Origin of the sequence: Cellulosimicrobium sp. PMB13, assembly GCF_051294865.1 — a bacterium.
Taxonomy (GTDB): Bacteria; Actinomycetota; Actinomycetes; order Actinomycetales; family Cellulomonadaceae; genus Cellulosimicrobium.
The window spans coordinates 2,013,376-2,036,148 of sequence record NZ_CP145910.1 but is presented as its reverse complement, the minus strand read 5'-3'; the positions used below and the strand labels follow the sequence as shown (position 1 = coordinate 2,036,148).

At 74.1% G+C, this 22,773-nt stretch carries 19 protein-coding genes and 3 tRNA genes; 7 read left to right on the top strand and 15 right to left on the bottom strand.

The window, feature by feature from the left end:
- Positions 1 to 51 precede the first annotated feature (51 nt).
- Positions 52 to 1,035, top strand: coding sequence for a L,D-transpeptidase family protein (locus V5D56_RS09235; RefSeq protein WP_435738737.1), 984 nt, complete (start codon positions 52 to 54; stop codon positions 1,033 to 1,035).
- A gap of 22 nt (positions 1,036 to 1,057) precedes the next feature.
- Here V5D56_RS09235 and V5D56_RS09230 read toward each other — a convergent pair whose 3' ends face one another.
- The 3 genes from V5D56_RS09230 to V5D56_RS09220 form a co-directional block, all read right to left on the bottom strand.
- A complete protein-coding gene (locus V5D56_RS09230; protein ID WP_435738991.1) occupies positions 1,058 to 2,236 on the bottom strand; it encodes a UDP-N-acetylmuramate dehydrogenase in 1,179 nt (392 codons plus the stop codon).
- Between the two features lie 75 nt (positions 2,237 to 2,311).
- Positions 2,312 to 3,661, bottom strand: coding sequence for an MFS transporter (locus V5D56_RS09225; RefSeq protein WP_435738736.1), 1,350 nt, complete (start codon positions 3,659 to 3,661; stop codon positions 2,312 to 2,314).
- Positions 3,658 to 5,244 (bottom strand): MFS transporter, encoded by a 1,587-nt coding sequence (locus V5D56_RS09220; RefSeq protein ID WP_435738735.1) that lies wholly within the window; start codon positions 5,242 to 5,244, stop codon positions 3,658 to 3,660. Before V5D56_RS09220 ends, V5D56_RS09225 begins: the two co-directional genes overlap by 4 nt.
- 111 nt (positions 5,245 to 5,355) lie before the next feature.
- Between V5D56_RS09220 and V5D56_RS09215 the strand changes: the two genes are divergently transcribed.
- Positions 5,356 to 6,522, top strand: coding sequence for a LacI family DNA-binding transcriptional regulator (locus tag V5D56_RS09215; protein WP_435738734.1), 1,167 nt, complete (start codon positions 5,356 to 5,358; stop codon positions 6,520 to 6,522).
- A 30-nt stretch (positions 6,523 to 6,552) separates the two neighbouring features.
- Here the strand turns inward: V5D56_RS09215 and V5D56_RS09210 are convergent, their stop codons facing one another.
- Entirely contained in the window at positions 6,553 to 8,106 is a 1,554-nt protein-coding gene (locus V5D56_RS09210) for a Tat pathway signal sequence domain protein (protein WP_435738733.1), read from the bottom strand.
- A 156-nt stretch (positions 8,107 to 8,262) separates the two neighbouring features.
- Between V5D56_RS09210 and V5D56_RS09205 the strand changes: the two genes are divergently transcribed.
- Entirely contained in the window at positions 8,263 to 8,931 is a 669-nt protein-coding gene (locus V5D56_RS09205) for a SigE family RNA polymerase sigma factor (RefSeq protein WP_435738732.1), read from the top strand.
- Entirely contained in the window at positions 8,928 to 9,968 is a 1,041-nt protein-coding gene (locus V5D56_RS09200) for a hypothetical protein (protein WP_435738731.1), read from the top strand. The genes V5D56_RS09205 and V5D56_RS09200 overlap by 4 nt, the downstream gene beginning before the upstream one ends.
- 124 nt (positions 9,969 to 10,092) lie before the next feature.
- Here V5D56_RS09200 and V5D56_RS09195 read toward each other — a convergent pair whose 3' ends face one another.
- From V5D56_RS09195 to V5D56_RS09170, 6 genes are all read right to left on the bottom strand, one after another.
- On the bottom strand, positions 10,093 to 10,536 hold the full coding sequence (locus tag V5D56_RS09195; RefSeq protein WP_435738730.1) for a MaoC family dehydratase: 444 nt from the start codon (positions 10,534 to 10,536) through the stop codon (positions 10,093 to 10,095).
- The gene (locus tag V5D56_RS09190) at positions 10,533 to 11,006 is read right to left on the bottom strand and encodes an FAS1-like dehydratase domain-containing protein (RefSeq protein ID WP_435738729.1); all 474 of its coding nucleotides are present in this window, start codon (positions 11,004 to 11,006) and stop codon (positions 10,533 to 10,535) included. Before V5D56_RS09190 ends, V5D56_RS09195 begins: the two co-directional genes overlap by 4 nt.
- A gap of 23 nt (positions 11,007 to 11,029) precedes the next feature.
- Positions 11,030 to 11,200 (bottom strand): 50S ribosomal protein L33, encoded by a 171-nt coding sequence (rpmG, locus tag V5D56_RS09185; protein WP_021482899.1) that lies wholly within the window; start codon positions 11,198 to 11,200, stop codon positions 11,030 to 11,032.
- Between the two features lie 87 nt (positions 11,201 to 11,287).
- A tRNA-Met gene (locus V5D56_RS09180) sits at positions 11,288 to 11,364 on the bottom strand.
- A 62-nt stretch (positions 11,365 to 11,426) separates the two neighbouring features.
- A tRNA-Thr gene (locus tag V5D56_RS09175) sits at positions 11,427 to 11,499 on the bottom strand.
- A gap of 142 nt (positions 11,500 to 11,641) precedes the next feature.
- Positions 11,642 to 11,723 (bottom strand) — tRNA-Tyr (locus V5D56_RS09170).
- Between the two features lie 128 nt (positions 11,724 to 11,851).
- Here V5D56_RS09170 and rarD point away from each other — a divergent pair.
- From rarD to V5D56_RS09155, 3 genes are all read left to right on the top strand, one after another.
- A complete protein-coding gene (gene rarD, locus V5D56_RS09165; protein ID WP_435738728.1) occupies positions 11,852 to 12,838 on the top strand; it encodes an EamA family transporter RarD in 987 nt (328 codons plus the stop codon).
- 124 nt (positions 12,839 to 12,962) lie between these two features.
- Positions 12,963 to 13,457, top strand: coding sequence for a YajQ family cyclic di-GMP-binding protein (locus tag V5D56_RS09160; RefSeq protein WP_435738727.1), 495 nt, complete (start codon positions 12,963 to 12,965; stop codon positions 13,455 to 13,457).
- Between the two features lie 7 nt (positions 13,458 to 13,464).
- Positions 13,465 to 14,445 (top strand): HAD family hydrolase, encoded by a 981-nt coding sequence (locus V5D56_RS09155; protein ID WP_435738726.1) that lies wholly within the window; start codon positions 13,465 to 13,467, stop codon positions 14,443 to 14,445.
- Here V5D56_RS09155 and htpX read toward each other — a convergent pair.
- From htpX to V5D56_RS09130, 5 genes are all read right to left on the bottom strand, one after another.
- Positions 14,432 to 15,319 carry a zinc metalloprotease HtpX gene (gene htpX, locus V5D56_RS09150; RefSeq protein WP_435738725.1) on the bottom strand — a complete coding sequence of 296 codons (888 nt, stop codon included), beginning with the start codon at positions 15,317 to 15,319 and terminating at the stop codon, positions 14,432 to 14,434. The genes V5D56_RS09155 and htpX overlap by 14 nt on opposite strands.
- Before the next feature lie 228 nt (positions 15,320 to 15,547).
- Entirely contained in the window at positions 15,548 to 16,960 is a 1,413-nt protein-coding gene (locus V5D56_RS09145) for an FAD-dependent oxidoreductase (RefSeq protein WP_435738724.1), read from the bottom strand.
- A gap of 269 nt (positions 16,961 to 17,229) precedes the next feature.
- Positions 17,230 to 17,703 carry an LpqN/LpqT family lipoprotein gene (locus V5D56_RS09140; protein ID WP_435738723.1) on the bottom strand — a complete coding sequence of 158 codons (474 nt, stop codon included), beginning with the start codon at positions 17,701 to 17,703 and terminating at the stop codon, positions 17,230 to 17,232.
- 129 nt (positions 17,704 to 17,832) lie between these two features.
- Positions 17,833 to 18,102 (bottom strand): hypothetical protein, encoded by a 270-nt coding sequence (locus V5D56_RS09135; protein WP_251153494.1) that lies wholly within the window; start codon positions 18,100 to 18,102, stop codon positions 17,833 to 17,835.
- Between the two features lie 144 nt (positions 18,103 to 18,246).
- Positions 18,247 to 22,755 (bottom strand): FtsK/SpoIIIE domain-containing protein, encoded by a 4,509-nt coding sequence (locus V5D56_RS09130; RefSeq protein WP_435738722.1) that lies wholly within the window; start codon positions 22,753 to 22,755, stop codon positions 18,247 to 18,249.
- Positions 22,756 to 22,773: the final 18 nt, after the last annotated feature.

The following is a 22,773-nucleotide window of genomic DNA, read 5'->3' as shown; positions in this document are numbered from 1 at the left end:
CGCGCGGCGGCACGAGGGACCGCTCCCGCGCAGACCGGAGGGGGAACAGACGTGGAGGACGGACCCACGAGGCACGACGCGCCGAGAGCGGCGACGGCTGCGCCTGCCCGCGCGGCCGGACAGCGGGCCGGGCTGCTCCGCGCCCTCGTGCCGACCGTCGTCGGACTGCTCGTGCTCACCGGCTGCCAGGCCGGGCTGCCCGACCTGGAGCCCGCGCGCACACCGTCGGCGACCGCGGAGAGCGAGCCCGCGCCGTCGTCCACGACGGACGACGCCACCCCGACGACGACCCCGAGCGAGACCCCCTCGGCCGAGCCGACCCCCACCGAGGCTCCGGAGCCGGCCCCCACGCCCACCGAGGCGCCGGCGCCGGCCCCGACGGAGACGGAGACGACTCCCCCGCCCGCCGCCGAGCCGCCGCCCCCCGCGGAGCCCGCCGAGCTCGAGCGCGGCGCGAACGGCGACCGGGTCGTCGCGCTCCAGTCCCGGCTCGCGGAGCTCGGCTACTTCATCGGCGCGCCCGACGGCGACTTCGGGCCCGGGACCCAGCAGGCCGTGTGGGCGCTGCAGAAGGCCGCAGGCATCTCGCGCGACGGCGTCGTCGGGCCCGCCACGCAGGCCGCCCTCGACCATGGCGTGCGGCCGCAGGCGCAGACCGGGTCGGGGAAGGTCATCGAGATCGACCTCGACCGCCAGCTCCTCCTCGCCGTCGAGGACGGCAGGGTCGTGACCGTGATCAACGCGTCGTCGGGCAACGGGGAGCGGTTCGAGGCGAAGGGCCGGTCGTACCGGGCCGGCACCCCGACGGGGACGTTCCAGGTGGGCCGGCAGGTCGACGCGAACTACGAGTCGAGCCTCGAGCTCGGCAGCATGTGGCGGCCCAAGTTCTTCACCGGCGGCATCGCGGTGCACGGTTCGGGTTCCATCCCGCCGTGGCCGGCGTCGCACGGGTGCATCCGCGTGGCGAACAGCGCCATGAACTGGATCTGGGACACGTGGGGCGCCCCGCCCGGGACGACGGTCGTCGTCTACTGACCCTGCCCGTGCGGAGACGCGACTACAGCGAGGCCCCGACGAGGACCGGCTCCGGGACGAGCTCGACACCGAAGGCGTCGAGCACGCCGTCCCGGACCGCGCGCGCGAGCTCCAGCACGTCGGCGGCGCTCGCCCCGCCGCGGTTCGTCAGCGCGAGCGTGTGACGCGTCGAGAGCGTCGCCGGGCTCGACGCGCCGTGGACGCCGAAACCCTTGCCGAAGCCGGCGTGCTCGATGAGCCACGCCGCGGACGTCTTGACGAGCGTCGGGTCGACCTCGCCGAGGCTCGGGCCCGTCGTCCGGCTCGGGGTCGCGGACCGCACCGGGTAGCGGGGCGCCTCCGCCGGCAGCAGGTCCGCCTGGTCGGCGGGCACGACGGGGTTCGTGAAGAACGAGCCCGCGCTCCAGCGGTCGTAGTCGGGAGCCGCAGGGTCGCCGTCGAGCAGCATGCCCTTTCCCGCGCGCAGCGCGAGGACGGCCTCGCGCACGTCCGCCATCGGCGCACGCTCCCCCACCTCGACGCCGAGGCGGCGCGCCAGCTCCGGGTAGGCGACGGGTGCGGACAGCGAGCCGAGCCGGGTCTGGAAGCCGACCTCGAGGACGACCCAGCGCGGCGACGGGTACCACGGGCCCGACGCGTCGCCGTCGGTACCGGCATCACCCGCCCCCACGTGCATCGACCGCTTGAGCACCGACGTGCGGTAGCCGAAGCCCAGCTCGCCGAGCGCGAGCGTGCGCACGCGGCCGCGCACGCGGTCCCACACGCGAACGGTCGAGACGACGCCCGCGACCTCCTGGCCGTACGCCCCGATGTTCTGGACCGGCGCCGCGCCGACCGTGCCGGGGATGCCCGACAGCGCCTCGACGCCGACCCACTCCTCCGCGACGGCGCGCGCCACGAGCGCGTCCCAGTCCTGGCCCGCGGGGGCCGTGAAGCTCGCGCCGCCGCACGAGTCCTGCGCGTCGACCGTCACGCCCTGGCGCAGGTCGCGCACGACGACGCCCCCGAACCCCTCGTCCGCGACGAGCAGGTTCGACCCGCCGCCCAGCACCAGGAGCGGCTCGCCCGCGTCGTCGGCGGCGCGGACCGTGGCGATCAGCTCGGCCTCGTCGTGGACCTCGACGTAGCGGTCCGCCGGGCCGCCGACGCGGAGCGTCGTCAGCTCGGCGAGCGTCGGGTCGCCGACGGAGTCGGGACGCAGGCCGGGTGCGGTCGCGGTGGCGGTCGCCGGGTCGACGACGCGGGGCGCGGCGGGTTCGCAGGTCACCCGGACAGCCTAGTTCGGGCGGTCGACGGTCGACGCGGCGTCGTCCGCGCCGGGACGGGCGCCGTCGTCGGCGGCCCGGTCGCCCGCTCCTCCGGCGGCCGTCGGGAGCGGCCGCGCCGCGCCGACGACGAGGAGACCGACGACGACCGGGATCGCGATGACGAGCAGCGCGGACCGGTACCCGACCTCGTGGGCGAGGAACCCGATGAGCGGCGGCCCCATGAAGAACGCCGAGTAGCCGATGGTCGCGACGACGCTCACGCGCACCGCGGCGCGCTGCGGGTCGTCCGACGCCGCGCTCATCCCGACGGGGAACCCGAGCGCCGCGCCCATGCCCCACAGGACGACGCCGACGAGGGCGAGCCACAGGTTCGGGGCGAGCCCGAACAGCAGCAGCCCGGCGAGCGCGAGCCCCGCGGAGCCGCGCAGGACGGCGATCCGCCCGTAGCGGTCGAGCAGGCCGGTCCCGAGCAGCCGCATGCCGGTCATCGCCGTGAGGAACACGGCGAGCCCGACGGCGCCCATGGCGTTGTCCGTCCCGAACCCGTCGACGACGGCGAGGCTCACCCAGTCGTTCGCCGCGCCCTCGGTGAGCGCCGCGGCGAGGACGACGAGACCGATGAGCAGCGTGCGCGGCTCGGTCCACGCCGACAGCGCCGACCGGGCGCCGCGCGACCGGTCGTCGCCGGGCCCGTGGACGGGGACGGCGGTGGCTGGGTCGGCACCGCCGGAGTCGTCCGCGTGCCGCGTCCCGCCGTCGTCCACCCTGCCTGCCGGGAGGAAGAGCCGCACGCACCACAGGACGGCGAGCAGGCTCACGGCCACGGCGGCGGCGAGGTGCCACTGCACCGGCACGTGGGCGGCCGCGGCCACGGCGCCCAGGCCCGCGCCCGCCATCGTGCCGAACGAGAACCCGGCGTGGAACCGCGGCATGATCGCGCGGCCCAGGCGCTGCTCGACGGCGGCGCCCTCGAGGTTCATCGCGGCGTCCCACACCCCGGTGCCGATCCCGGTGACGAACAGCCCGACGCGCACGACCCAGTCGGCCCCCTCGGAGACGGCGAACGCGGTCGTCACGAGGCCCGCGGTGTTGATGGTCGCGAAGATCACGACGGCGCGCGCCGCGCCGAGCCGCTGGACCACGAGCCCGGACAACGGGAGCGCGAGCAACGAGCCGACGGCCATGAAGAGCAGCAGAAGACCCATCTGGGACTCGGCGAACCCGAGCTCGTCGCGCACGGCGGGCAGCCGCGACGCCCAGGTCGCGAAGTTGAAGCCGTTGAGGAAGAACACCGCGAAGACGGCCCACGCGGCGAGCGCGACGGCGCGTGCGGGCGCGGGCAGGGACGGGGCGGTCATGCGGAGGTCTCCTCGCGGCGGTGGGGGGATCGGTGGGGACGACGGCGCCCGTGGCGGACGTCGGTGCGCCGGCGCACGCGCGTCGGGCGGGCGTCGTGCGCCGTGGCCTCGGGCGCGTCGTGCCCGGGGGCGCCGGTCGCTCTGGCCTCAGGGGACGGAGCACCCGGGGCGGGGGTCAGGTCCGGGGCGGAGGCGGCGTCGGGCACCGCTCCATCCTCCCCCGCCCGGCGGGCGGCGAGCGCGGCCGGGGTGCGCAGCGGCGCCACCTGGCGCGCGAGGAGGACGCTGAGGACCATCGCGGCGACGATGAGGACGAGGGCGTGGCGCGCCCCCATGGCCTCGGCCGCGAGGCCGAGGAGCGGCGGGGCGGCGAGCGACGCCATCGACGAGAACGCCGAGACGACGGACACGCGGCCTGCGGCGCGCAGCGGCTCGTCCGAGGCCGCCGCGATGCCGACGGGCACGGCCAGCGCGGCACCGAACCCCCACAGCACGACGCCGACCCCGGCGAGCGTGAGCGTCGGCGCGAACCCGAAGAGGACGAGCCCGACGATCGACGTGACGCCCGAGGCGCGGAGCACGGCGACGCGCCCGAACCGGTCGATCAGCCGGGTGCCCAGGAGGCGCATGACGGTCATCGCGGCGACGAACGTGCCGAACACCACCGCGCCGACGGCCTCGGTCTGCGCGAAGCCGTCGACGACGGCGAGCGACAGCCAGTCGTTGGCCGACCCCTCCGAGAGCGCGGCGGACAGGATGACGAGGCCGATGAGGAGCGTGCGCGGCTCGCGCCACGCGCCCAGGGCGGCGCCGAGCCGGGCGCCGCGGCGCGCCAGGCGGGCGCGCAGGCCGGCGGTCTCGACGTCCACGACGGCGTCCCCGAGCGACTCCAGGGCAGCGGGCGCGTGCTCCGGTGCGGTTCCGGCGCCGCGCGGCCGGCGGACGACGGCCGTGTCGTGCACGGTCGCGGGGATCGCCACGAGGCGCCACACGAGGGCGACCGCGCCAGTGACCGTGAATTGCGCGAGGACGGGCACCCCGGCGTGCGCGCACGCGGCGCCGACCAGCGACCCGATCACGGCGCCGACGGAGAACGCCGCATGGAACTGCGGGAGGATCGTGCGCCCGATGCGCCGCTCGATCCCGGCGCTCTCGACGTTCATGGGCACGTTGCCGAGCGCGAACGCCATGCCGTTGAGGAAGATGCCCGCGGCGAGGAGCGCGACAGAGCCGGTCGCGGGACCGAGGCCGAGCAGGAGGAACGCGCCGCCGAACAGGACGGCGGAGACGGCGAACGCGATCCGGCCGCCGAACCGGGTGACGAACGGCCCGGCGGCGGTGACGGTCGCGAGCGCCCCGACGGCGCCGGCGAGCAGCACGACGCCGAGGTCGGCGGGGGTGAGCGAGAGCGCGTCACGCACCGAGGGGATGCGCGCGAGCCAGCTCGACATCATGACGCCGTTGAGCGCGAAGATGCCGAGGAGGGCCCAGCGGGCGCGGGACAGGGACGGAGTGTGCGCAGCACCTCCTCGAATCGATTCGATCCGACGGAGGACAGGGCGCTTCGAATCGATTCGAGGCATGGTCACCAGTGTGCGGGTACGCTGGCCGCGCGTCAATCGACATTCCGTCCGACCACGCACGTTCGCGCAGGTGCGGCACGGTACGTCCAGGCATGGGCAGGCAGGAGCGTGATGAGCGGCACCCGCGGTACGACCGGCGGCACGTCCGGCGGCGAGCCCGGAGAGGGCGCGCCACCGGCCCCCCGCTCGCGGCCGACGCTCGCGAAGGTCGCGGAGCTCGCCGGGGTGTCCGTCTCGACCGCGTCGCTCGCGTTCTCCGGCGCCGGCCCCATCACGCCCGAGACCCGCGCGCGCGTCCTCGCCGCCGCGGAGGAGCTCGGCTACACCGGCCCCAACCCGCTCGGGCGCCAGCTGCGGTCCGGCCGGTCGGGCGTCGTCGGGGTGGTCGTGGGCGACCAGCTGCGCCGCGCCTTCCGCGACCCCGTCGCCGTCCAGGTCCTCGACGGCCTCGTGTCCACGCTGGGCGAGAACGGTCTCGGGGTCCTCCTCATCCCGGGCATCCCGTCCGACGACCCGGCGCACGCCGTCGACCCGCTCGTCGAGAGCGCCGCGATGGACGTCGCGGTGCTCGTCTGGGGCGTCGGCGCCGAGGACGCGACCCTCACCGCGCTGCGTCGACGCGGGGTCCGGGTCGTCATCGGCGAGGGGCGCGAGGTCGAGGGCGCGCCGCTCGTGGGGATCGCCGACCGGCGCGGGACGGCCGACGTCGTCCGCCACCTCGTCGACCTCGGCCACACGCGCATCGCCGAGGTGTCGCTCCCCCTGGACACCTCCGACCGCAGCGGTCCGATCGACGCCGTGCGCCTCGCCCAGGTCGACCGGACGCCCACCGCCAACCGTCTCGCGGGGGTGCGCGACGTGATCGAGCCCGTCGCGAGCTGGGAGACGGAGGCGTCGCTCGTCGAGCACGGGCGCTCCGCCGCGATCGCGCTGCTCGGGCGTGCGGGTGACGACGGCGCGGTCGTGCCTCTCGACGCCGCGTCCCGGCCGACCGCCGTCATCGCCCACTCCGACCTGCTCGCGGCGGGCGCGCTGCTCGGGGCGCGCGAGCTCGGCCTGCGCGTGCCCGACGACGTGTCGGTCGCCGGGTTCGACGGCCTCGACCTGCCGTGGCTCGCCCCCGACGTGCTGACGAGCGTGGACCAGCCGCTCGCGCGCAAGGGGGCCGAGCTCGGTCACGCCGTCATCGGCCTGCTCGCGGGCGAGGAGCCCCGGACGGTCGTGCTCGATGTCGAGCTCGTCGTCGGGACGACGACCGGGCCCGTGCCGACCGCCTGACGGCGGACGGCGCGAGCCCGGACCGTCAGGTCAGCGCAGCCCGCCCACCTGGAGCGGGTTCGCCCCCGCCGCGGCCAGGAGGTACCACGACGTCGCGCCGACGTGCTGCACCTGGAAGTACCCGAAGCCGAACCCGGTGTCGATCAGGCTCGACGCCGCGACGACGCCGGACCGCTCGGGCAGCGAGGTCCCCCCGACCGTCTGGCCCGCGCCCACGCTGTCCTGCGCGATGCGCACCTCGCGCAGGAGGTCCGCCGCGCGGTCGCGGTCGTCGTCCCCGCGCCGCCCCGCGCCGTGCCGGCCCCGGTCGTCCCGGCCCCGGGCGCCCTTCCCGTCGCGGTCCGCGAGCGCCGCGGCGAGCTGGGCGGTGCCCTCGAGCCACACGCCCTGCGGATGCACGGGCAGGCCGTTGTACGACGCCGTCGACGTGAGGCTGGCGCTCGAGAACGTCACGCCCTCGACCGTCACGCCCGCCGGGAGCTGGGAGACGCCGTCACCCGCGACGTCGCGCGCCGCGAGAGCGTCCGCCGCCCAGTCGAGGGCCCGTGCGTAGCGGCGGTCGCGCAGCGCGAGCCAGCCCCAGGTCTGCGGGTCGAGCGGGAGCGGGTCGCGGTTGATCTCGGTGCCGTCGTTCGTGCCCGTGTACAGGTATCCGCCGTCGGGCTCCCACATGCGGTCGACGAAGGCGCGCGCGTGCTCGTCCGCCCGGTTCCAGCGCCGGTCCCGGGTGGCGGCGGCGAGCTGGCGGAAGAACGCGACGCAGTCGACGTTGTGCTCGGTCGAGCCGTTCGGGACCGGCGCGTTCGCGGCGTCGACGCCGAACGAGAAGCCGCCGAGCGGCCGCGTGGACCACGTGTTCGCGACGATCCACTCCGCGATGCGCAGCGCGCCGCGCAGGTAGCGGTGGTCGCGCGTCGCGGCGTGCAGGTGCAGCAGCGCGATCCCGGGCCACGCCATGTCCCCGACCGCGGTGCCGAGGAACCCGAACTGCCAGCCGACGTTCGCCGTCCCGTCCGGGAGGACGAGGCCGTGCTCCTGCGGCGTGCCGTCGTAGAACACGTACGGGCCGACGTTGTACGCCTGGCGCAGGCGGCCGTCGTCGTGGGCGGGGTCGTTCTCCTGCGCGAAGAGGAAGCCGTCGCCGAGCGCTCGCGCCCGGTCGAGGTGCGCCCGCCCGGCCGTGAGGGACGCGCAGATCGCGAGGGCGTTGTCGTAGACGAACGCCGTCGAGAAGAGCCCGAGCTGGTCGGCGTAGGACTGGGCGAGGCGCGGGCCAGGGTTCTGCTGCGGGTAGGCGTCCGTCATGACGTCGAGGAAGGCCTGCGCACGACGGACGGAGTCGCGCGCTCCCCCGCCGTGGCCTCCGCCGTGACCGCCACCGGTCGGCAGGACCGCCGCGCTCGCCGTCGTCGCGGTCGCGGGCGCGGCCAGCAGCGTCGTCAGCGCCGCGGCGCCCGCCCCCGAGAGGGCGAGGAAGGCGCGGCGGTCGAGCGCGCGACCGGTGCTCGACGGGCGGTCGTCGGGTGCGGGACCACGGGGTCCGGGGTCGTGAGGTCCGGGGTCGTGGGGTCCGGGCAGGGTCATGAGCGTCTCCTTTGACGTCGGCGAACCGTGCGCACCACGATAGTGGGAGCGTTCCCACCCAGGGAAGGGCGCGCCGTCGACCGGCGTGCCGCAGCGCGCCGACATCCTCGCGCGCGCGGGACTCAACCTTCCCCGGTCTTCGGACGTGTCACAGTCATGACCGTGAACGCCCTCGCCCTCTCGGAGGACGACCATGCGCCCGACGACGGGCCACCCGACCAGATCACCCTCGTGCGGGTGGCCACCGACCGCGAGCAGGAGTTCGCCGACTTCATGGGCGACGCCGCACCCCGCCTCGCGCGGACCGCGTGGCTCCTGTGCGGAGACGCGCACCTCGCCGACGAGCTCGTCCAGCAGGCGCTGACCAAGACCTACCTGCGCTGGACGACGGCGCGCGAGCGCGACCCCTACGCCTACGCCCGGCAGGCGCTCGCGACCTCCCGCATCGACCACTGGAGGCGACGGCGGCGCGAGGTCCTCGTCGCCCCTCCCGAGGTGCCCGAGCACCCGGCGGGGCCAGCATCCGCGGAGACGCACGCCGACCGCGACCGGCTCGTCCGCGCGCTCGCGACCCTCACGCTCCGTCAGCGCCGGATCGTCGTGCTGCGCCACCTCGTCGGGATGACCGAGCGGGAGGTCGCGGACGACCTCGGCGTCTCCGTCGGCACCGTGAAGTCGACGGCGTCGCGCGGGCTCGCGCAGCTCCGGTCGGTGCTCTCCGCGGCCGACGCCGCGGACGCCCGCCGGGCGCCCACCGGGGCACAGGCCACCGCCCGTCGCCCGTCCTCGTCGCCGCTCGTCGACCCCGAGGGGAGCCCTTCATGAACGCCACCCTGCCTCGCTCCGACGAGGACTTCGCCCGCACCCTGCGCGACCGGCTCGACGCCGCCGCGCCCACGATCGACGTCGACACGTCGCGCGTCGTCCCGGCCGCACGGCGGGTGCGACGACGCCGGGTCGTCACGTCCGTCCTCGGCGCGACCGCCGTCGTGACGGTCGGCGTGGCGGTCGGCGTGGGCTGGACGACGCAGCCGTGGGCGGTCGACCGGCCGACCGACGTCCGCCCGGCGACCGTGGCGCCCGTCGCTCCCGACGAGGAGACCCCGACGGCGACCGAGCCCACCGAGCAGACGCCGGCAGCGGCCGACCCCGGCTGGCCCGACGCGCCGTACTGGCACGTGCGCCGGGAGATCCACCAGGTCGAGAGCAACGGGGACGAGCACGTCGACGTCGTCGACGAGTGGTTCGGCAACGACCGGCCCGGGCTGATGATGAACGACGGCGACCTCGAGTCCGCCATCGGGATCGGCCGGCACTCCTGGGGGCAGGAGTTTCTCCTGGCCGGTGAGCGTGTCGACATGGGATGGGACGTCTTCTACGCCCTTCCCGTCGAGCCCGCAGAGCTCGAGACCGTCCTGCGCGACAACGTCGCCCTCCACCAGGAGGAGGACGCGCGCGAGGACGCGGTGCTGCGGACGGCCGGCTTCATCATCGGGAGTACCCCGGCGCCGCCTGCCGTGCGGGACGCGCTGTGGACCGTGATGACGAACCAGCCCACGGTCACCGTGCTCGGCGAGGTCCGTGACGCCCAGGGTCGCGTCGGGATCGGGCTGGAGTCGGTGATCACCGTCGAGGGCGAGGGGACCGAGCCGGTCCAGACGACGCTCACCCGGTACGTGTACGACCCCGTCGAGCACCGTCTTCTCGAGGTCTCGGGAGCGGTCACGTCCGGGCGGCCCGAGGACTCCGGAGAGGTCGTGCACACCTCGCGGGACACGTACCTCGAGGAGGGCCCCGCCGACACGCTGCCCAAGGAACCGAACCTGGAGGACAGCGGCTGCGTCTCGTGGGAGGTCTGCTGACCGCCGCCACGCAGGAACGACGACGGCGCCGTACCCGGGCGGGTGCGGCGCCGTCGTGCGCAGCTCACGGTCCGACGCCCGGGCGGGCGTGCTCCCCGAGGCGCTGCCGGTGCGGGGACCGACGTCAGAGCCGGACGACCGCCTGGCTCTTGCCGAGCACGCGCGCGCCCTCGAAGGTCACGGTGAGGTCGACGCGCACGGTCCCGGCCTCGGCGTCGATCGCGCCGACGGTGCCGGTGACCTCGAGCGTCGCGACGCCGGGGTTGGGGACCGGCACGGGGCGCGTGAAGCGCGTCTGGTAGTCGACGACCGCGCCCGGGTCGCCCGCCCAGTCCTCGACGAGCGCGACAGCCGCGCCCATCGTGAACATGCCGTGCGCGATGACGCCCGGCAGGCCGACCTCGGCTGCGAACGCGTCGTTCCAGTGGATCGGGTTGAAGTCACCGCTCGCACCCGCGTAGCGGACGAGTCGGGCACGGCCGACGTCGACCGTGCGGGTCCCGACGACGTCGCCGACCGCGAGGTCCGCGAGGACGGGGCGGCCGGGCGCGCCGGACTCGGTGCTCATGCGTCCTCCCCGCGGACGGCGAGGGTGGAGCGGACCGTCGCGACCGGCGTCCGGACGGGCTCGCCGTCGTCGCCGGGCGACTCGGCGAGGATCTCGCAGCGCGTGGTGACCATCGCGAGGCCGGCTCGCTCGACGACCGAGTCCACGTGCAGCACCGTCACGAGCTCGTCGCCCGCGACGATCGGCCGGTGGTGCGTGAAGCGCTCGTCCGCGTGGACGACGCGCGAGAAGTCGATGCCCGCCTCGGGGTCCTCGATGAGCTGCGCCTCGGCGCGCTGCGCGACGACGACCGCGAACGTGGGCGGTGCGACGAGGTCCGGATAGCCAGCACCCCGCGCCGCCACGAGGTCGTGGTGCACGGGGTGCGTGGAACCGACCGCCGCGGCGAACTCGCGGAGCTTCTCCCTGCCGACGGAGTACGCGGCGTTCGCCGGGTACTCACGACCGGCGAAGTCTGCGTTGATCGCCACGGGTCGGGTGCCGGACCGCTGGGTCAGCGGGTCTCGCGGTGCGCGGTGTGCTTGCCGCAGCGCGGGCAGAACTTCGCGAGCTCCAGGCGGTCCGGGTCGTTACGACGGTTCTTCTTGGTGATGTAGTTGCGCTCCTTGCAGTCCACGCAGGCCAGCGTGATCTTGGGGCGAACGTCAGCGCTCTTGCTTGCCACGGTAGTGAGCCACCTCTCGCGCCTCCGGAGGGCGCTTGTGCTGTGCAGGCCGCACGACGCCGGCCGCCGTACGGAGATTGTCGAAAGTGGTAGCGGAGGCGGGGATCGAACCCGCGACCTCACGATTATGAGTCGTGCGCTCTAACCATCTGAGCTACCCCGCCGCATGAGGCGAACGCGAGGTCGTCTCGCAGTATTCCAGCAAGACGACCCCGCGTCACCACAGAGCCCCGAAAGGGAATCGAACCCTTGACCTTCTCCTTACCATGGAGACGCTCTGCCGACTGAGCTATCGGGGCAGCGCGGAAAACTCTACACGCAACCGGGCCGGGCACGAAATCGGCGGGATTCCGCCAGTCCATGGCCCGGAACAGCTCGGCCGGCGAACCGGTGACGAACCACGACGGGGCGTCACCCTGCGGTGACGCCCCGTCGCTCCGGTGGCAGGTGAGGGATTCGAACCCCCGAAGGCTGAGCCGTCTGATTTACAGTCAGATCCCTTTGGCCGCTCGGGCAACCTGCCGTGTGGAGCTGTCGCGCACGACCGACCCGTGCAACGTCGTGCGGGGTGGCCATGGCGGCGAGCCAACGATACAGCCCGTCCGGCCGCAGTGCGAAATCCGCTCGGTCGCGGGCTCCTAGAGTGGTCCCGTGACCGACCCTGCTCCCTCGCCGGAGCGCATCCCCGCCGCCGACGCCGCCGCCGGACGGCCCGACCGGCGTCCCTCCCCCGCCGCCGGCCTCGACCGCCGCGGCGTCCTGTTCGGCGCGAGCGCCTACGTGCTGTGGGGCGCCATGCCGCTCTACTTCCCGCTCCTCGAGCCTGCCGGACCGCTCGAGATCATCGCGCACCGCGTCGTCTGGAGCCTCGTCGTCTGCGTGCTGCTGCTCGTCGTCGCGCGACAGCTCGGCCGGTTCGGGCGCGTCCTGCGCAGCCCGCGCACGCTCGCGCTGCTGGGCGTCGCCGGCGTGCTCGTCGCGACCAACTGGACGATCTACGTCTACGGCGTCCTGTCCGGCCACGTGCTCGACGCCGCCCTGGGGTACTTCGTCAACCCGCTCGTCACCGTGCTGCTCGCGGTCGTCGTCCTGCGCGAGCGGTTGCGGCCCGCGCAGTGGGTCGCCCTCGCGATCGGCACCGCCGCGGTCGCCGTCATCGCGGTGGGTGTCGGCCGGGTGCCCTGGATCGCGCTCGGCGTCGCGTTCAGCTTCGGGCTCTACGGCCTGGTGAAGAACCGCGTCGGCCGGAGCGTCGAGGCGCTGCCCGGCCTCGCGGCCGAGACCACGACGATCGCGCCGCTCGCGCTCGCCTACCTCGCATGGCTCGGCGCGACGGGGAACGGCACGTTCTCGCCCGACGACCCGGGCCACGCGCTCCTGCTCGCGTCGTCGGGCCTCGTCACGGCGGTCCCGCTCCTGCTGTTCTCCTCCGCGGCGCGCCGCATCCCGCTGTCGCTCGTCGGCATGCTCCAGTACCTCGCGCCCGTCCTGCAGTTCCTCTGCGGCGTCCTCGTGTTCCACGAGCACATGCCGCCCGCCCGGTGGGCGGGTTTCGTCCTCGTGTGGCTCGCGCTCGTCGTGCTCACCGTCGACGGCGTGCACGCCGCGCGAGCGACCCGGCTCGCCGCCCGCGCCTGAAGCGCTCGGCCGCCCCGTGAGACGCGTCAGGGGGCCGCACCGGGGCCACGTACGGCCCTCGGCGCGTCGCGCACTCGACTACGGTGGACCCAGCACCTGCACCCGTCCCCGAGGGAGGACCACCATGGCCGACTCGTCGTTCGACATCGTGAGCAAGGTCGACCGTCAGGAGGTCGACAACGCGCTCAACCAGGCCGCCAAGGAGGTCGCGCAGCGGTACGACTTCCGCAACATCGGCGCGTCCATCGCGTGGAGCGGCGAGAGCATCGTCATGGTCGCCAACTCGGCCGAGCGCGTCCTCGCGATCCTCGACGTCTTCGAGACCAAGCTCATCAAGCGGGGCATCTCGCTCAAGTCGCTCGACACGGGCGACAAGGAGCCCAAGCCCTCCGGCAAGGAGTACCGCCTCGCGGCGACCCTCAAGGAGGGCCTGTCCAGCGAGAGCGCGAAGAAGATCACCAAGATCATCCGCGACGAGGCCCCGAAGGCCGTCAAGACGCAGATCACCGGCGACGAGGTCCGCGTGACGTCGAAGTCGCGCGACGACCTCCAGACCGTCATCGCGCTGCTCAAGGCCGCCGACCTCGACGTCGCGCTGCAGTTCACGAACTACCGGTAGACCCGCGGTGCCCGTACCCGACGGCGGTCCGCACCGCGCGCCGTCGGCCCGCCGACCCGTCCCCGGGCTGCCACGCCTCGTGGCGACCGACCTCGACGGCACGCTGCTGCGCTCCGACGGGAGCCTGTCGCAGCGCACGCGCGACGCCCTCCTCGCCGCGGAGGAGGCCGGCGTCGAGATCGTCTTCGTGACGGCCCGCCCGCCGCGCTGGCTCGCGCCGCTGCGCGACGTCGTGGGCGGGCACGGGCGCGTGATCTGCCTGGGTGGCGCAGCCGTCTGGGACCTCGCGACGGAGCAGGCGATCGACGTGTGCGGGTTCGACGACGCCGTGGCGCGCGAGCTCGTCGCCGACCTGCGGGCGGGCGTGCCCGACGTCGCGCTCGCGCTCGAGCGCGTCGGTGGCCCGACGTTCGACCCCGGCTTCCGCTCCGCCGCGGACGACGCCGCGGACCCCGTGGGCGCCGCGACCGACGTCCGGCGGGTCGAGGAGACGTTGGGCGGTACCCCCGGCCCGGGCCCCGGTGACCCCGTGCGGCACCCGGTCGGCAAGGTGCTCGCGCGCTCGTCCACCGCTCCTCCCCCGCCCGACGCACCGGCGACCCAGCCGGTCGTCGTCGCCGACGGCAGGACCGACGACGACGCCGAGCAGGAGCGCTTCTTCGCCCGCGTGCGCGAGGTCGTCGGCGACCGCGCCCATCTCGCCTACTCGGGCGCGGCGGGGCTCGCCGAGCTTCTCGCGCCGGACATCACGAAGGACGCCGCGCTCGCCCGCTGGTGCGAGCGGCTGGGCATCTCGGCGCGCGACGTCTGGGCCTTCGGCGACATGCCGAACGACCTGCCCATGCTGCGTTGGGCCGGTCGCTCGTTCGCCGTCGCCAACGCCCACCCGGACGTTCTCCCCGCGGCCACGGACGTCACCGGGACGAACGACGACGACGGCGTCGCCACCGCGCTCGAGGCGGCCCTGCACCCGCTCAGTGGTAGGTGATCCCGCCGTAGCCCGGCCCGTGCCCGGCCATCGCCTCGAGCCGCTTGATGCGGTCGGCCATGGGGGGGTGCGTCGCGAACATCTTCGCGACGCCCGCGCCCCGGAACGGGTTGGCGATCATGAGGTGCGAGACGTCGACGAGGTCGCGGTTCTGCGGCAGCGGGGCTCGCTGCGTCCCCGCGTCGAGCTTGCGCAGCGCGGACGCGAGCGCGAGCGGGTCGCCGGTGAGCCGCGCGCCGTCCTCGTCGGCGTCGTACTCGCGCGTGCGTGAGATCGCCATCTGGATGAGCATCGCCGCGATCGGGGCGAGGATCATCATGGCCAGCGCGGCGAGCGGGTTGCCGCCCCGCTCGCGGTCTCCTCCGAAGAACAGGAGGAACTGGGCCAGGGACGTGATGACGCCCGCGAGCGCCCCCGCGACCGAGGAGGTCAGGATGTCGCGGTTGTACACGTGCATGAGCTCGTGCCCGAGGACGCCGCGCAGCTCGCGCTCGTCGAGGATGCGCAGGATCCCCTCGGTGCAGCAGACGGCGGCGTTCTTGGGGTTGCGCCCTGTCGCGAACGCGTTGGGCGCCTGGGTGGGCGAGACGTAGAGGCGCGGCATCGGCTGGCGGGCCTCGGTCGAGAGCTCGCGGACGATGCGGTACATCGTCGGCTGCTCGAGCTCGCTCACAGGCCGGGCGTGCATGGCACGGATCGCGATCTTGTCGGAGTTCCAGTACCCGTAGAACGTCGTGACGAGACCGATGCCGACGAAGATCCAGAGCAGGTTGGCCCGGGCTCCGAACAGGGCCCACAGGCCGAGGACGACGACCCACATGCCCCCGAAGAGAGCGGCGGTCTTCAGACCGTTGAAGTGCTGGCGTCGTCCCACGGGCGCTCCTTCCACGCTCGGGGCGGCCCACCGTGGTGCCGGGCCGCCCGCAGGGCCGCGGTCCTGCCGCCGCCCACCAGGTGAACGTGCCACGGCACCGACACGTTCCCGAGGCATCCGTCGCACCGCCCGGCCCGTCAGCCGGTCTCGTCTCCCGGCAGCCCCCGGCACGACGACGGCGCCCCACCCTGGCGGGTGGGGCGCCGTCGTGACGGTGCGCGGAGCCGGTCAGCCGACCTGCGACTCGCCGCGTGCGACGCGGATCATGTCCTCGCGCGGGACGACCTTGACGCGCTCGCGCCCGTGCGGCTCGCCGAGGCTGCGCTCGTACGCGTCGAGCAGCTCCCAGCCGGACCACTCGATGTAGTCGACGCCCCGCTCTGCGAGGAACTCCACGACGGCGTCCGGCGTGCCGAGCGGGGCGACGCGGCCGGCCTCCAGGTCGGCCGACGCGACGTCACCGCCGTCGCCGGCACCCGTGACGTCCTCGACGAGGTGACGGATCGTCTCGGACGCGTCGGACTTGGTGTGGCCGATGAGGCCGACCGGTCCGCGCTTGATCCACCCGGTCGCGTACACGCCCGGCAGGTGCTCGCCGTCGATGTCGAGCACGCGGCCCTCGCGGTTGGGGATGACGCCCTTGAGCTCGTCGAACGGGATCTCCGGCAGCGGGGAGCCGAAGTAGCCGACCGCGCGGTACACGGCCTGGACGGGCCACTCGTGGAACTCGCCCGTCCCCGAGACCGTGCCGTCGCCGTTGAGCTGCGTGCGCTCGGTCCGCAGGGCCTCGACCTTGCCGTCACCGAGGATCGCGACCGGCGCGTGCAGGAAGTGCAGGTGGAGGCGGCGCGAGGCCGTGAGCTCCGACGGGTCCTTGAGCGTCCAGTCCGTGAGGGTCTTCACGACCTGCTTCGTCTGGTTCGACGTGTTGATCGCGGCCATCGAGCCGTCGTCGAACTCGAAGTCCTCCGGGTACACGATGACGTCGACGTCGGGCACGTGGCCGAGCTCGCGGAGCTCGAGCGGCGAGAACTTCGCCTGGGCCGGTCCCCGGCGCGCGAACACGTGCACGTCCGTCACCGGCGACGCCTGGAGGGTCTCGTACACGTTCTGCGGGATCTCGGTCGGCAGGAGGTCGTCGGCGTGCTTGGCGAGGATCCGCGCGACGTCGAGCGCGACGTTGCCTGCGCCGAGCACCGCGACCTGCTGCGCCTCGAGCGGCCACGTGCGCGGGACGTCCGGGTGACCGTCGTACCAGGACACGAAGTCCGCGGCGCCGTAGGACTCGGGCAGGTCGATGCCCTCGATCGGCAGTGCCGCGTCACGGATGGAGCCGGTCGAGAAGATCACGGCGTCGTAGTACTGCCGCAGGTCGTCGAGCTTGAGGTCGACGCCGTAGTCCACGTTGGCGAGGAGGCGGATGTCGCCCCGGCTCAGCACCTTGTGGAGCGCGACGATGATCTGCTTGATGCGCGGGTGGTCCGGCGCGACGCCGTAGCGCACGAGCCCGAACGGTGCGGGCAGACGCTCGAAGAGGTCGATGCTCACGTCGAGATCGGTCTTGGACAGGATGTCCGCGGCATAGATCCCGGCGGGACCCGCGCCGACGATCGCGACGCGCAGGGGACGGATGCTGCTCACAGGACAGGGTGCCTTCCGGTCGAGGACGGGAGTCTGGTGCTCGGTGTGGTGCTCGGTCGGGCACGCGGGGTGGACGAGCAGGGCTCGTACCCGGCCGTGTCACGGCGGGCCGGTGCTGGCCGACCGCAGGAGACCACCTCGATTGTACGACCGGGTGAGGGTCACCTCACTCAGCCCTCTCCCGATCCTCCAACTGTGCCAGCGGTCTCGCCAGGTGGATAGGGCGTCTTGTGATCCGGGCGAATGTAAACGGTGACGGTCCTGCGGTGTCAGCGGTCGAGGCGCAGGCTCTCCTGGATCGCGCGGATCTCGTCGCCCGCCCACGGGTGCTGCACGACCGTGCACGTGCCGGTCGTCTGCACGACGTCCGCGACGGGCCCGCGCGGCACGACGACCGTGCGCACCGACTGCACGAGCACGACGCCGCCACCGCCCTTGAACGACGCCTCGACCCAGCGGCCCGCGACCCCGTCGACCTCGATCTCGCCGCTGCCCAGCTCGCGCAGCTTCGGCAGGGGGCGCAACTTGCGCAGTACCTCGGCGTGCGCGTCGTCGAGCGTCGCGTCGGCCCGCACGCGCGAGACCACGACGATGACGTTCGGGTTGAACTCTCCCTCGGGCACCTCCCGGCCGAGCGCGAGCGGGAGCGCGACGTGCGGCAGCGGGACCCATCCCTCCGGGGCCGTCACGCGGACGCCCACGGGAGGGGGGAAGTCGTCGCTCGGGTAGCGCAGCTCGGTCATGCGGCAGGGCCTCTCCTCGGGGGTGGTGCGTCAGCAGTCTCGCAGACCGCCGGCACCCCGGACACGCCGAGGGCGCAGGACCCCTCTCGGGATCCTGCGCCCTCGGTGGACCGCAGTGGAGCTCGCGGATCAGGAGTTCGAAGCCTGCTCCTGCTGCTGCGCGTTCTGCTGCGCCTTCTGGCCCGCCTCGGTGAGCATCTGCGAGACGTTGTTGAGCTGCGTCTGCGCGGCCGGCCAGTCGCTGCCCTTGAACTGCTGGGCGTCGGGGCCCTCCCACGTCACGCCCTGGACCTGGGTGTTCAGCGTGTTCATCGTGGTCCGGATCTCGTCCGCCTTCTGCTGCAGCGTCTGACCGAGCCCGCGGAGGTCCTCGACGTTAGCGCCCCAGTATCCAGCCATGGTTCATCTCCTTCTGTCCTCGGCCCCCACCGTGCGTGAGCGCCGTCCCGTTGTCGATGGCCCTACTCAACCATCGGCCCCCGTACGCGTCGATGGGGAGGCCTCCCCATCACCGCGCCGGAGGTGTCTGCGAGCGCCGCGCCCTCAGCGGGGCAGCGCCACGTGCATCTTGCGCGCCCTCCCCGAGACCACGAGGAAGCCGCGACCGGGCGGGAAGTCGGCGCGCCGCAGCCGCCCCAGTCCCGTGCCGAGCAGGGTGTCCCCGTCGAGGTCGCCCGGCGTGAGCAGCAGCCCCGACCGGCCGGCCTTGAACGGCTGGGCGATCGCCCAGGCCTGACCCCACGTCGACGACTCCGACTCCCCCACCACGAGCTGCTCCGCGCGCACGGCCGTCCGGACGAACGCCGCGAGCGGCTGCTCCGCGGGGGTCCCCGTGAACTCCGTGACCGACTCGACGAGCACCGTCAACGACCCCGGGCGCAGCGAGCCGCCCTCGAGCGCGGCGGTGAGGCTCTCGAGCAGCGTCACGACGTCCTCGGGGGACGTCGCCGTCGTGTCCCACACGTCGAGCGAGGAGATGCTCGTGCGTCGCGGCGCGAGGTAGACCACCCGGCCCGCGCGCGCCCGGCGCACGGCCTGCGCGATGGTGACCAGCGCCGTCGTGCGCCCACCTCCGGGAGGGCCGGACAGCATGAACGTCCCGCGTGCGGGCAGCGCCACGGGCGCGATGTCCAGGTCGTCCAGACCGATCGCGGGGCGGTCGCCCACGAGCTCGGGCAGCGCGTCCAGCGTGAAGCTGTCCGGCAGGCGCTCGACGCCGGGTGCCTGCGGGATGCCGAGCCGCGCCATCGCGTCGCGCAGCCTGCCCAGCTCGCGGGCCTGCAGCGCGACGTTCGCGTCGCCGCCGAGCACCGCGACCTGGACCTCGTTCTCCTCGAGGATGCCGCGACCGGGGGGCGAGGTCAGCGTGAGGACGTCCTTCGGGACGCCGAGGGTCATGTAGTCGTCCTCGTTCGCGAGGCGCAGCACGAGCCGCTTCTGGATGGTCGACCCGAGCGACGTGGGGACCGAGGCGGCGCGGTCGCCCGTGACCACGAGGTGCACGCCGACCTGGCGGCCGTCCGTCGCGATCTGCGTGAAGGCGCCCCACACGGGGAACGCGTGCGACGGACGGAACTCGTACGCGTCGCGGAACGCCCCGATCCCGTCGACGAGGAGCAGGATGCGCGGCTCGTCGGGGACGTTCGCGATCCGGCGGTACTCGTTGAGGTCACCGGCGCGCACCGCGGCGTACCGGGCGGAGCGCTCGTCCACGACGTCGCGCAACGTGCGAAGGACGCGCTGCACCCGCTCCTCGTCGTCGCCCGAGACCACCGCTCCCACGTGGGGCAGGTCCTCGAGCATGCGCAGGCCGCTCGCGCCGGCGTCGATCGCGTACACCTGGACGGGCCCGCCGCGCGCCGTGATCGCGGCCGACACCGCGATGGTGCGCAACGTCGCGCTCTTGCCCGAGCCACCCGTGCCGTAGATCGCCATGTTGCCGTCGCGGTCCGGCTCGTAGAACACCGTGGGCTGGGTCTGCGTGGTCGGGTCGTCCTCGACGCCGAGCAGGAGCATCGCGTCGGTGCGCGGGTTCGGCAGCCGGGCGAGGTCGTACGTGCGCGCGAGCTCGGGCAGCCACGGCTTGCGGGGCGCCGGGACCGCCGCCTCCACCGCAGCGCGCGAGATCGTCGCGACCACGCGCGAGATGTCGTTGGGGCCGGGATCCTGCGTGTCGTCCTCGATGTCGGGCTCCGGGAGCTCCCAGCGCACGCCCGTGCCGAACGACATCTCCTGCACGTCGATCCGCGAGGGCTCGGGGCGCGAAGACGTCCAGCCGCCCGCGTACCCCGTCTGGAACGGGGTGATGCGGCCGGGGCCGGTCTTCACGGCGCCGCGCCCGGGGATCGACGGGTCGAAGTGCGCCGCCATCGGGATGCCGAGGATGTCGGTCGAGTCGTCCTCGTCCGCCATGCGCAGCGCGACACGGAGGTTGGTGTTGGCGCGCAGGTTGTCCTTGATCACGCCGGCGGGCCGCTGTGTCGCGAGGATGAGGTGCAGGCCGAGCGACCGCCCGCGCTGCGCGACGTCGACCACGCCGTCGACGAACTCCGGGACCTCGTTGACCAGGGCCGCGAACTCGTCGACCACGATGAGCAGGCTCGGCGGGGCGTCCGGGTCCCCCGTGCGCTCGAGCGACGCGAGGTCCTTGGCCTTCTTCCGGTTCAGCAGGTGCTCGCGGTACCGCAGCTCCGCGCGCAGCGACGTCAGCGCGCGTCGCACGAGGTGCGGCGACAGGTCGGTGACGAGGCCCACGGTGTGCGGGAGGTTCACGCAGTCCGCGAAGGCCGCGCCGCCCTTGTAGTCGACGAACAGGAACGTCACGCGGTCCGGGCTGTGCGCGGCCGCCATGCCGAGCACCCACGACTGGAGGAACTCCGACTTGCCCGCACCCGTCGTCCCGCCGACGAGCGCGTGGGGTCCCTGGGTGCGCAGGTCCAGGTAGAGCGGCTCCGTCCCCGAGTGCCCGACGAGGCCGCGCAGGTTGGTCGGGGTGCGGCGCCGCACGGGCGGTGAGCCGTCGCGCGGGGTCAGGGAGCCGTTCTCGCGCCACGCGTCGACGAGGATCGACGGGTCCTCGGCGAGCGACGTGCCCGCGAGAGCCAGGTACGAGACGGAGCGCGGGAGGTCGGAGTCGTCGTCGACGGGAGCACCGACGTCGACGACGGGGGCGAGGATGCGCGCGACGTCGTGCGCCGTCGCGAGGTCGACGGTCTCGCACGTCACGGGGAACGACAGGCGCCCGACCCGCACCTCCCCGGTGGTCGCACCCTGGGCGGCACCGGGACGGCCTCCCTGCGCGTCCGCCGCGGCGCCGTTCTCCTCGACGAGGACGAACGTGCGGCACGCGGCAGGCAGCTGCTCCACGGTCGGCGCGACCCACACGAGGTGCACCCCCGCGTCCGCGCCGCGCTCGGCGAGCCGCGTGAGGCGCGAGCGGTCCACCGGTGCGTCGTCCTCGACGAGCACGACGACGCTCGGCAGGACGGGCTGCGGGGTGTCCTGCGGCTCGTCGGGGTCGATCGGGCCCCGCAGCTCGGCGTGCGCGCCGAGGTCGGCACCGCGGAGCTCGACGATGTCCTCGAGCCGGGACAGCAGGGACAGCGCCGCACCGGGGTTGTCGGCGAGGTGGGCGCCGCCGCCGAGCGGGCTGTGCGGCGAACCGGTGTGCGGGAGCCACTCGAGCCACTCCCAGTCCGCGCGCGACCGCTGCGACGTGATGGCGGCGAGCACGAGCTCGGACGGCGAGTGCAGGCCCGCGAGCTGCACGAGGATCCCGCGGCCGACGGCGTCCGCGGTGGCCCCGGCCCCGGCGATGCCCAGCGCGCCGTCCGTGCGCAGGCGCGCCACGACGGGCACGCCGTCGATCGTCGCGCACTGCGCGTGGAGCTTCTCGAGCTCGTTCCAGAACTCGGGGAGCGTGTTGTTCTCGTTCTGCTGGTCGATCTGGGCGCGCGACGGCGCCGTCCCCAGCCCGACGCGCACGGTGAGGAACGCCTCGTGCTCGGGCCGGTGCGTCCACAGGAGCCCGCCCAGGCGACGGACGGCGTCGACCGTGTCCGCGACGGACGGCGCCTCCGTGAGGCGCACGGCCCGCTCGACGGCGTGAGTGCGGTCGATGGTGTCGCGCATCGCGGCGACCGACGCCCGGAACTGCTCGACCTGGGCCTTGAACTTGCGCTTGGCCTGCGTCCGCTGGTCGAGGTAGTTGCCGAGCATCATGATCGGGCTGAGCCCGATGAACACGATCGACAGGATGCTGCGCGTCACCGAGTAGAGGATCACGCCCATGATGAGCGGCGCGACCATCGCGAGGTAGGGGAAGCGCGTCGGGTCCTGGGGCTGGGGCGGCTTCGGGGCGCGGAGCTTGCGCTCGGGGAAGCGCGCGACGACGCGCGGCGACCGGTTGAACTCGACGACGGGGCTCGTCGGGGCGAGGCTCGTCGACCGGTGCAGCGACACCACGGAGACGACGGTGCTGCCGATCGCGACGGTGTCCGCCGACGTCAGCGTCGAGCGGGTCATGCGCTGGCCGCCCATGACCAGGCCGTTCGCCGAGTTCGTGTCGGTGATCTCGATCGACTCGCCGACGGTGATGCGCGCGTGCCGCTTCGACACCTGCGGGTCGGACAGCCGGATGTCCATGTTCCGGTCGCGGCCGACGTAGCTCGTCCCGACCGGCAGCGGGAACTCGCGCCCGGCGTCAGGTCCCTCGAGCACCCGCAGGACGGCGACCGCGGCCCCGCGGTCCTGGCCCGGGGAGTCGAACTGCTCGGAGACCCGCACGATCGAGACCGTCGAGCCCGAGCGAAGCCCCGCCTCGATGAGGTCGCTCGTCGGCGACAGGACCCGCCCCTGGACGGACGCGCCGCTCGACGTCGGCGCCCCGGTCACCTGGAGCGTCAGCCGCTCGGGCAGCGCGGAGCCGGCGCGCGTCGGGTCGCCCGCGAACAGCGCCTCCGCGACGTCGCGCACGGTCGCGGTCGCGTCGGCCGTGACGGCGACGTTCGTCGTCGTCGAGTCGGGGCGGTGCAGGGTGAGCTTGATGCGCACAGGGGCGTCCTCGGGGGG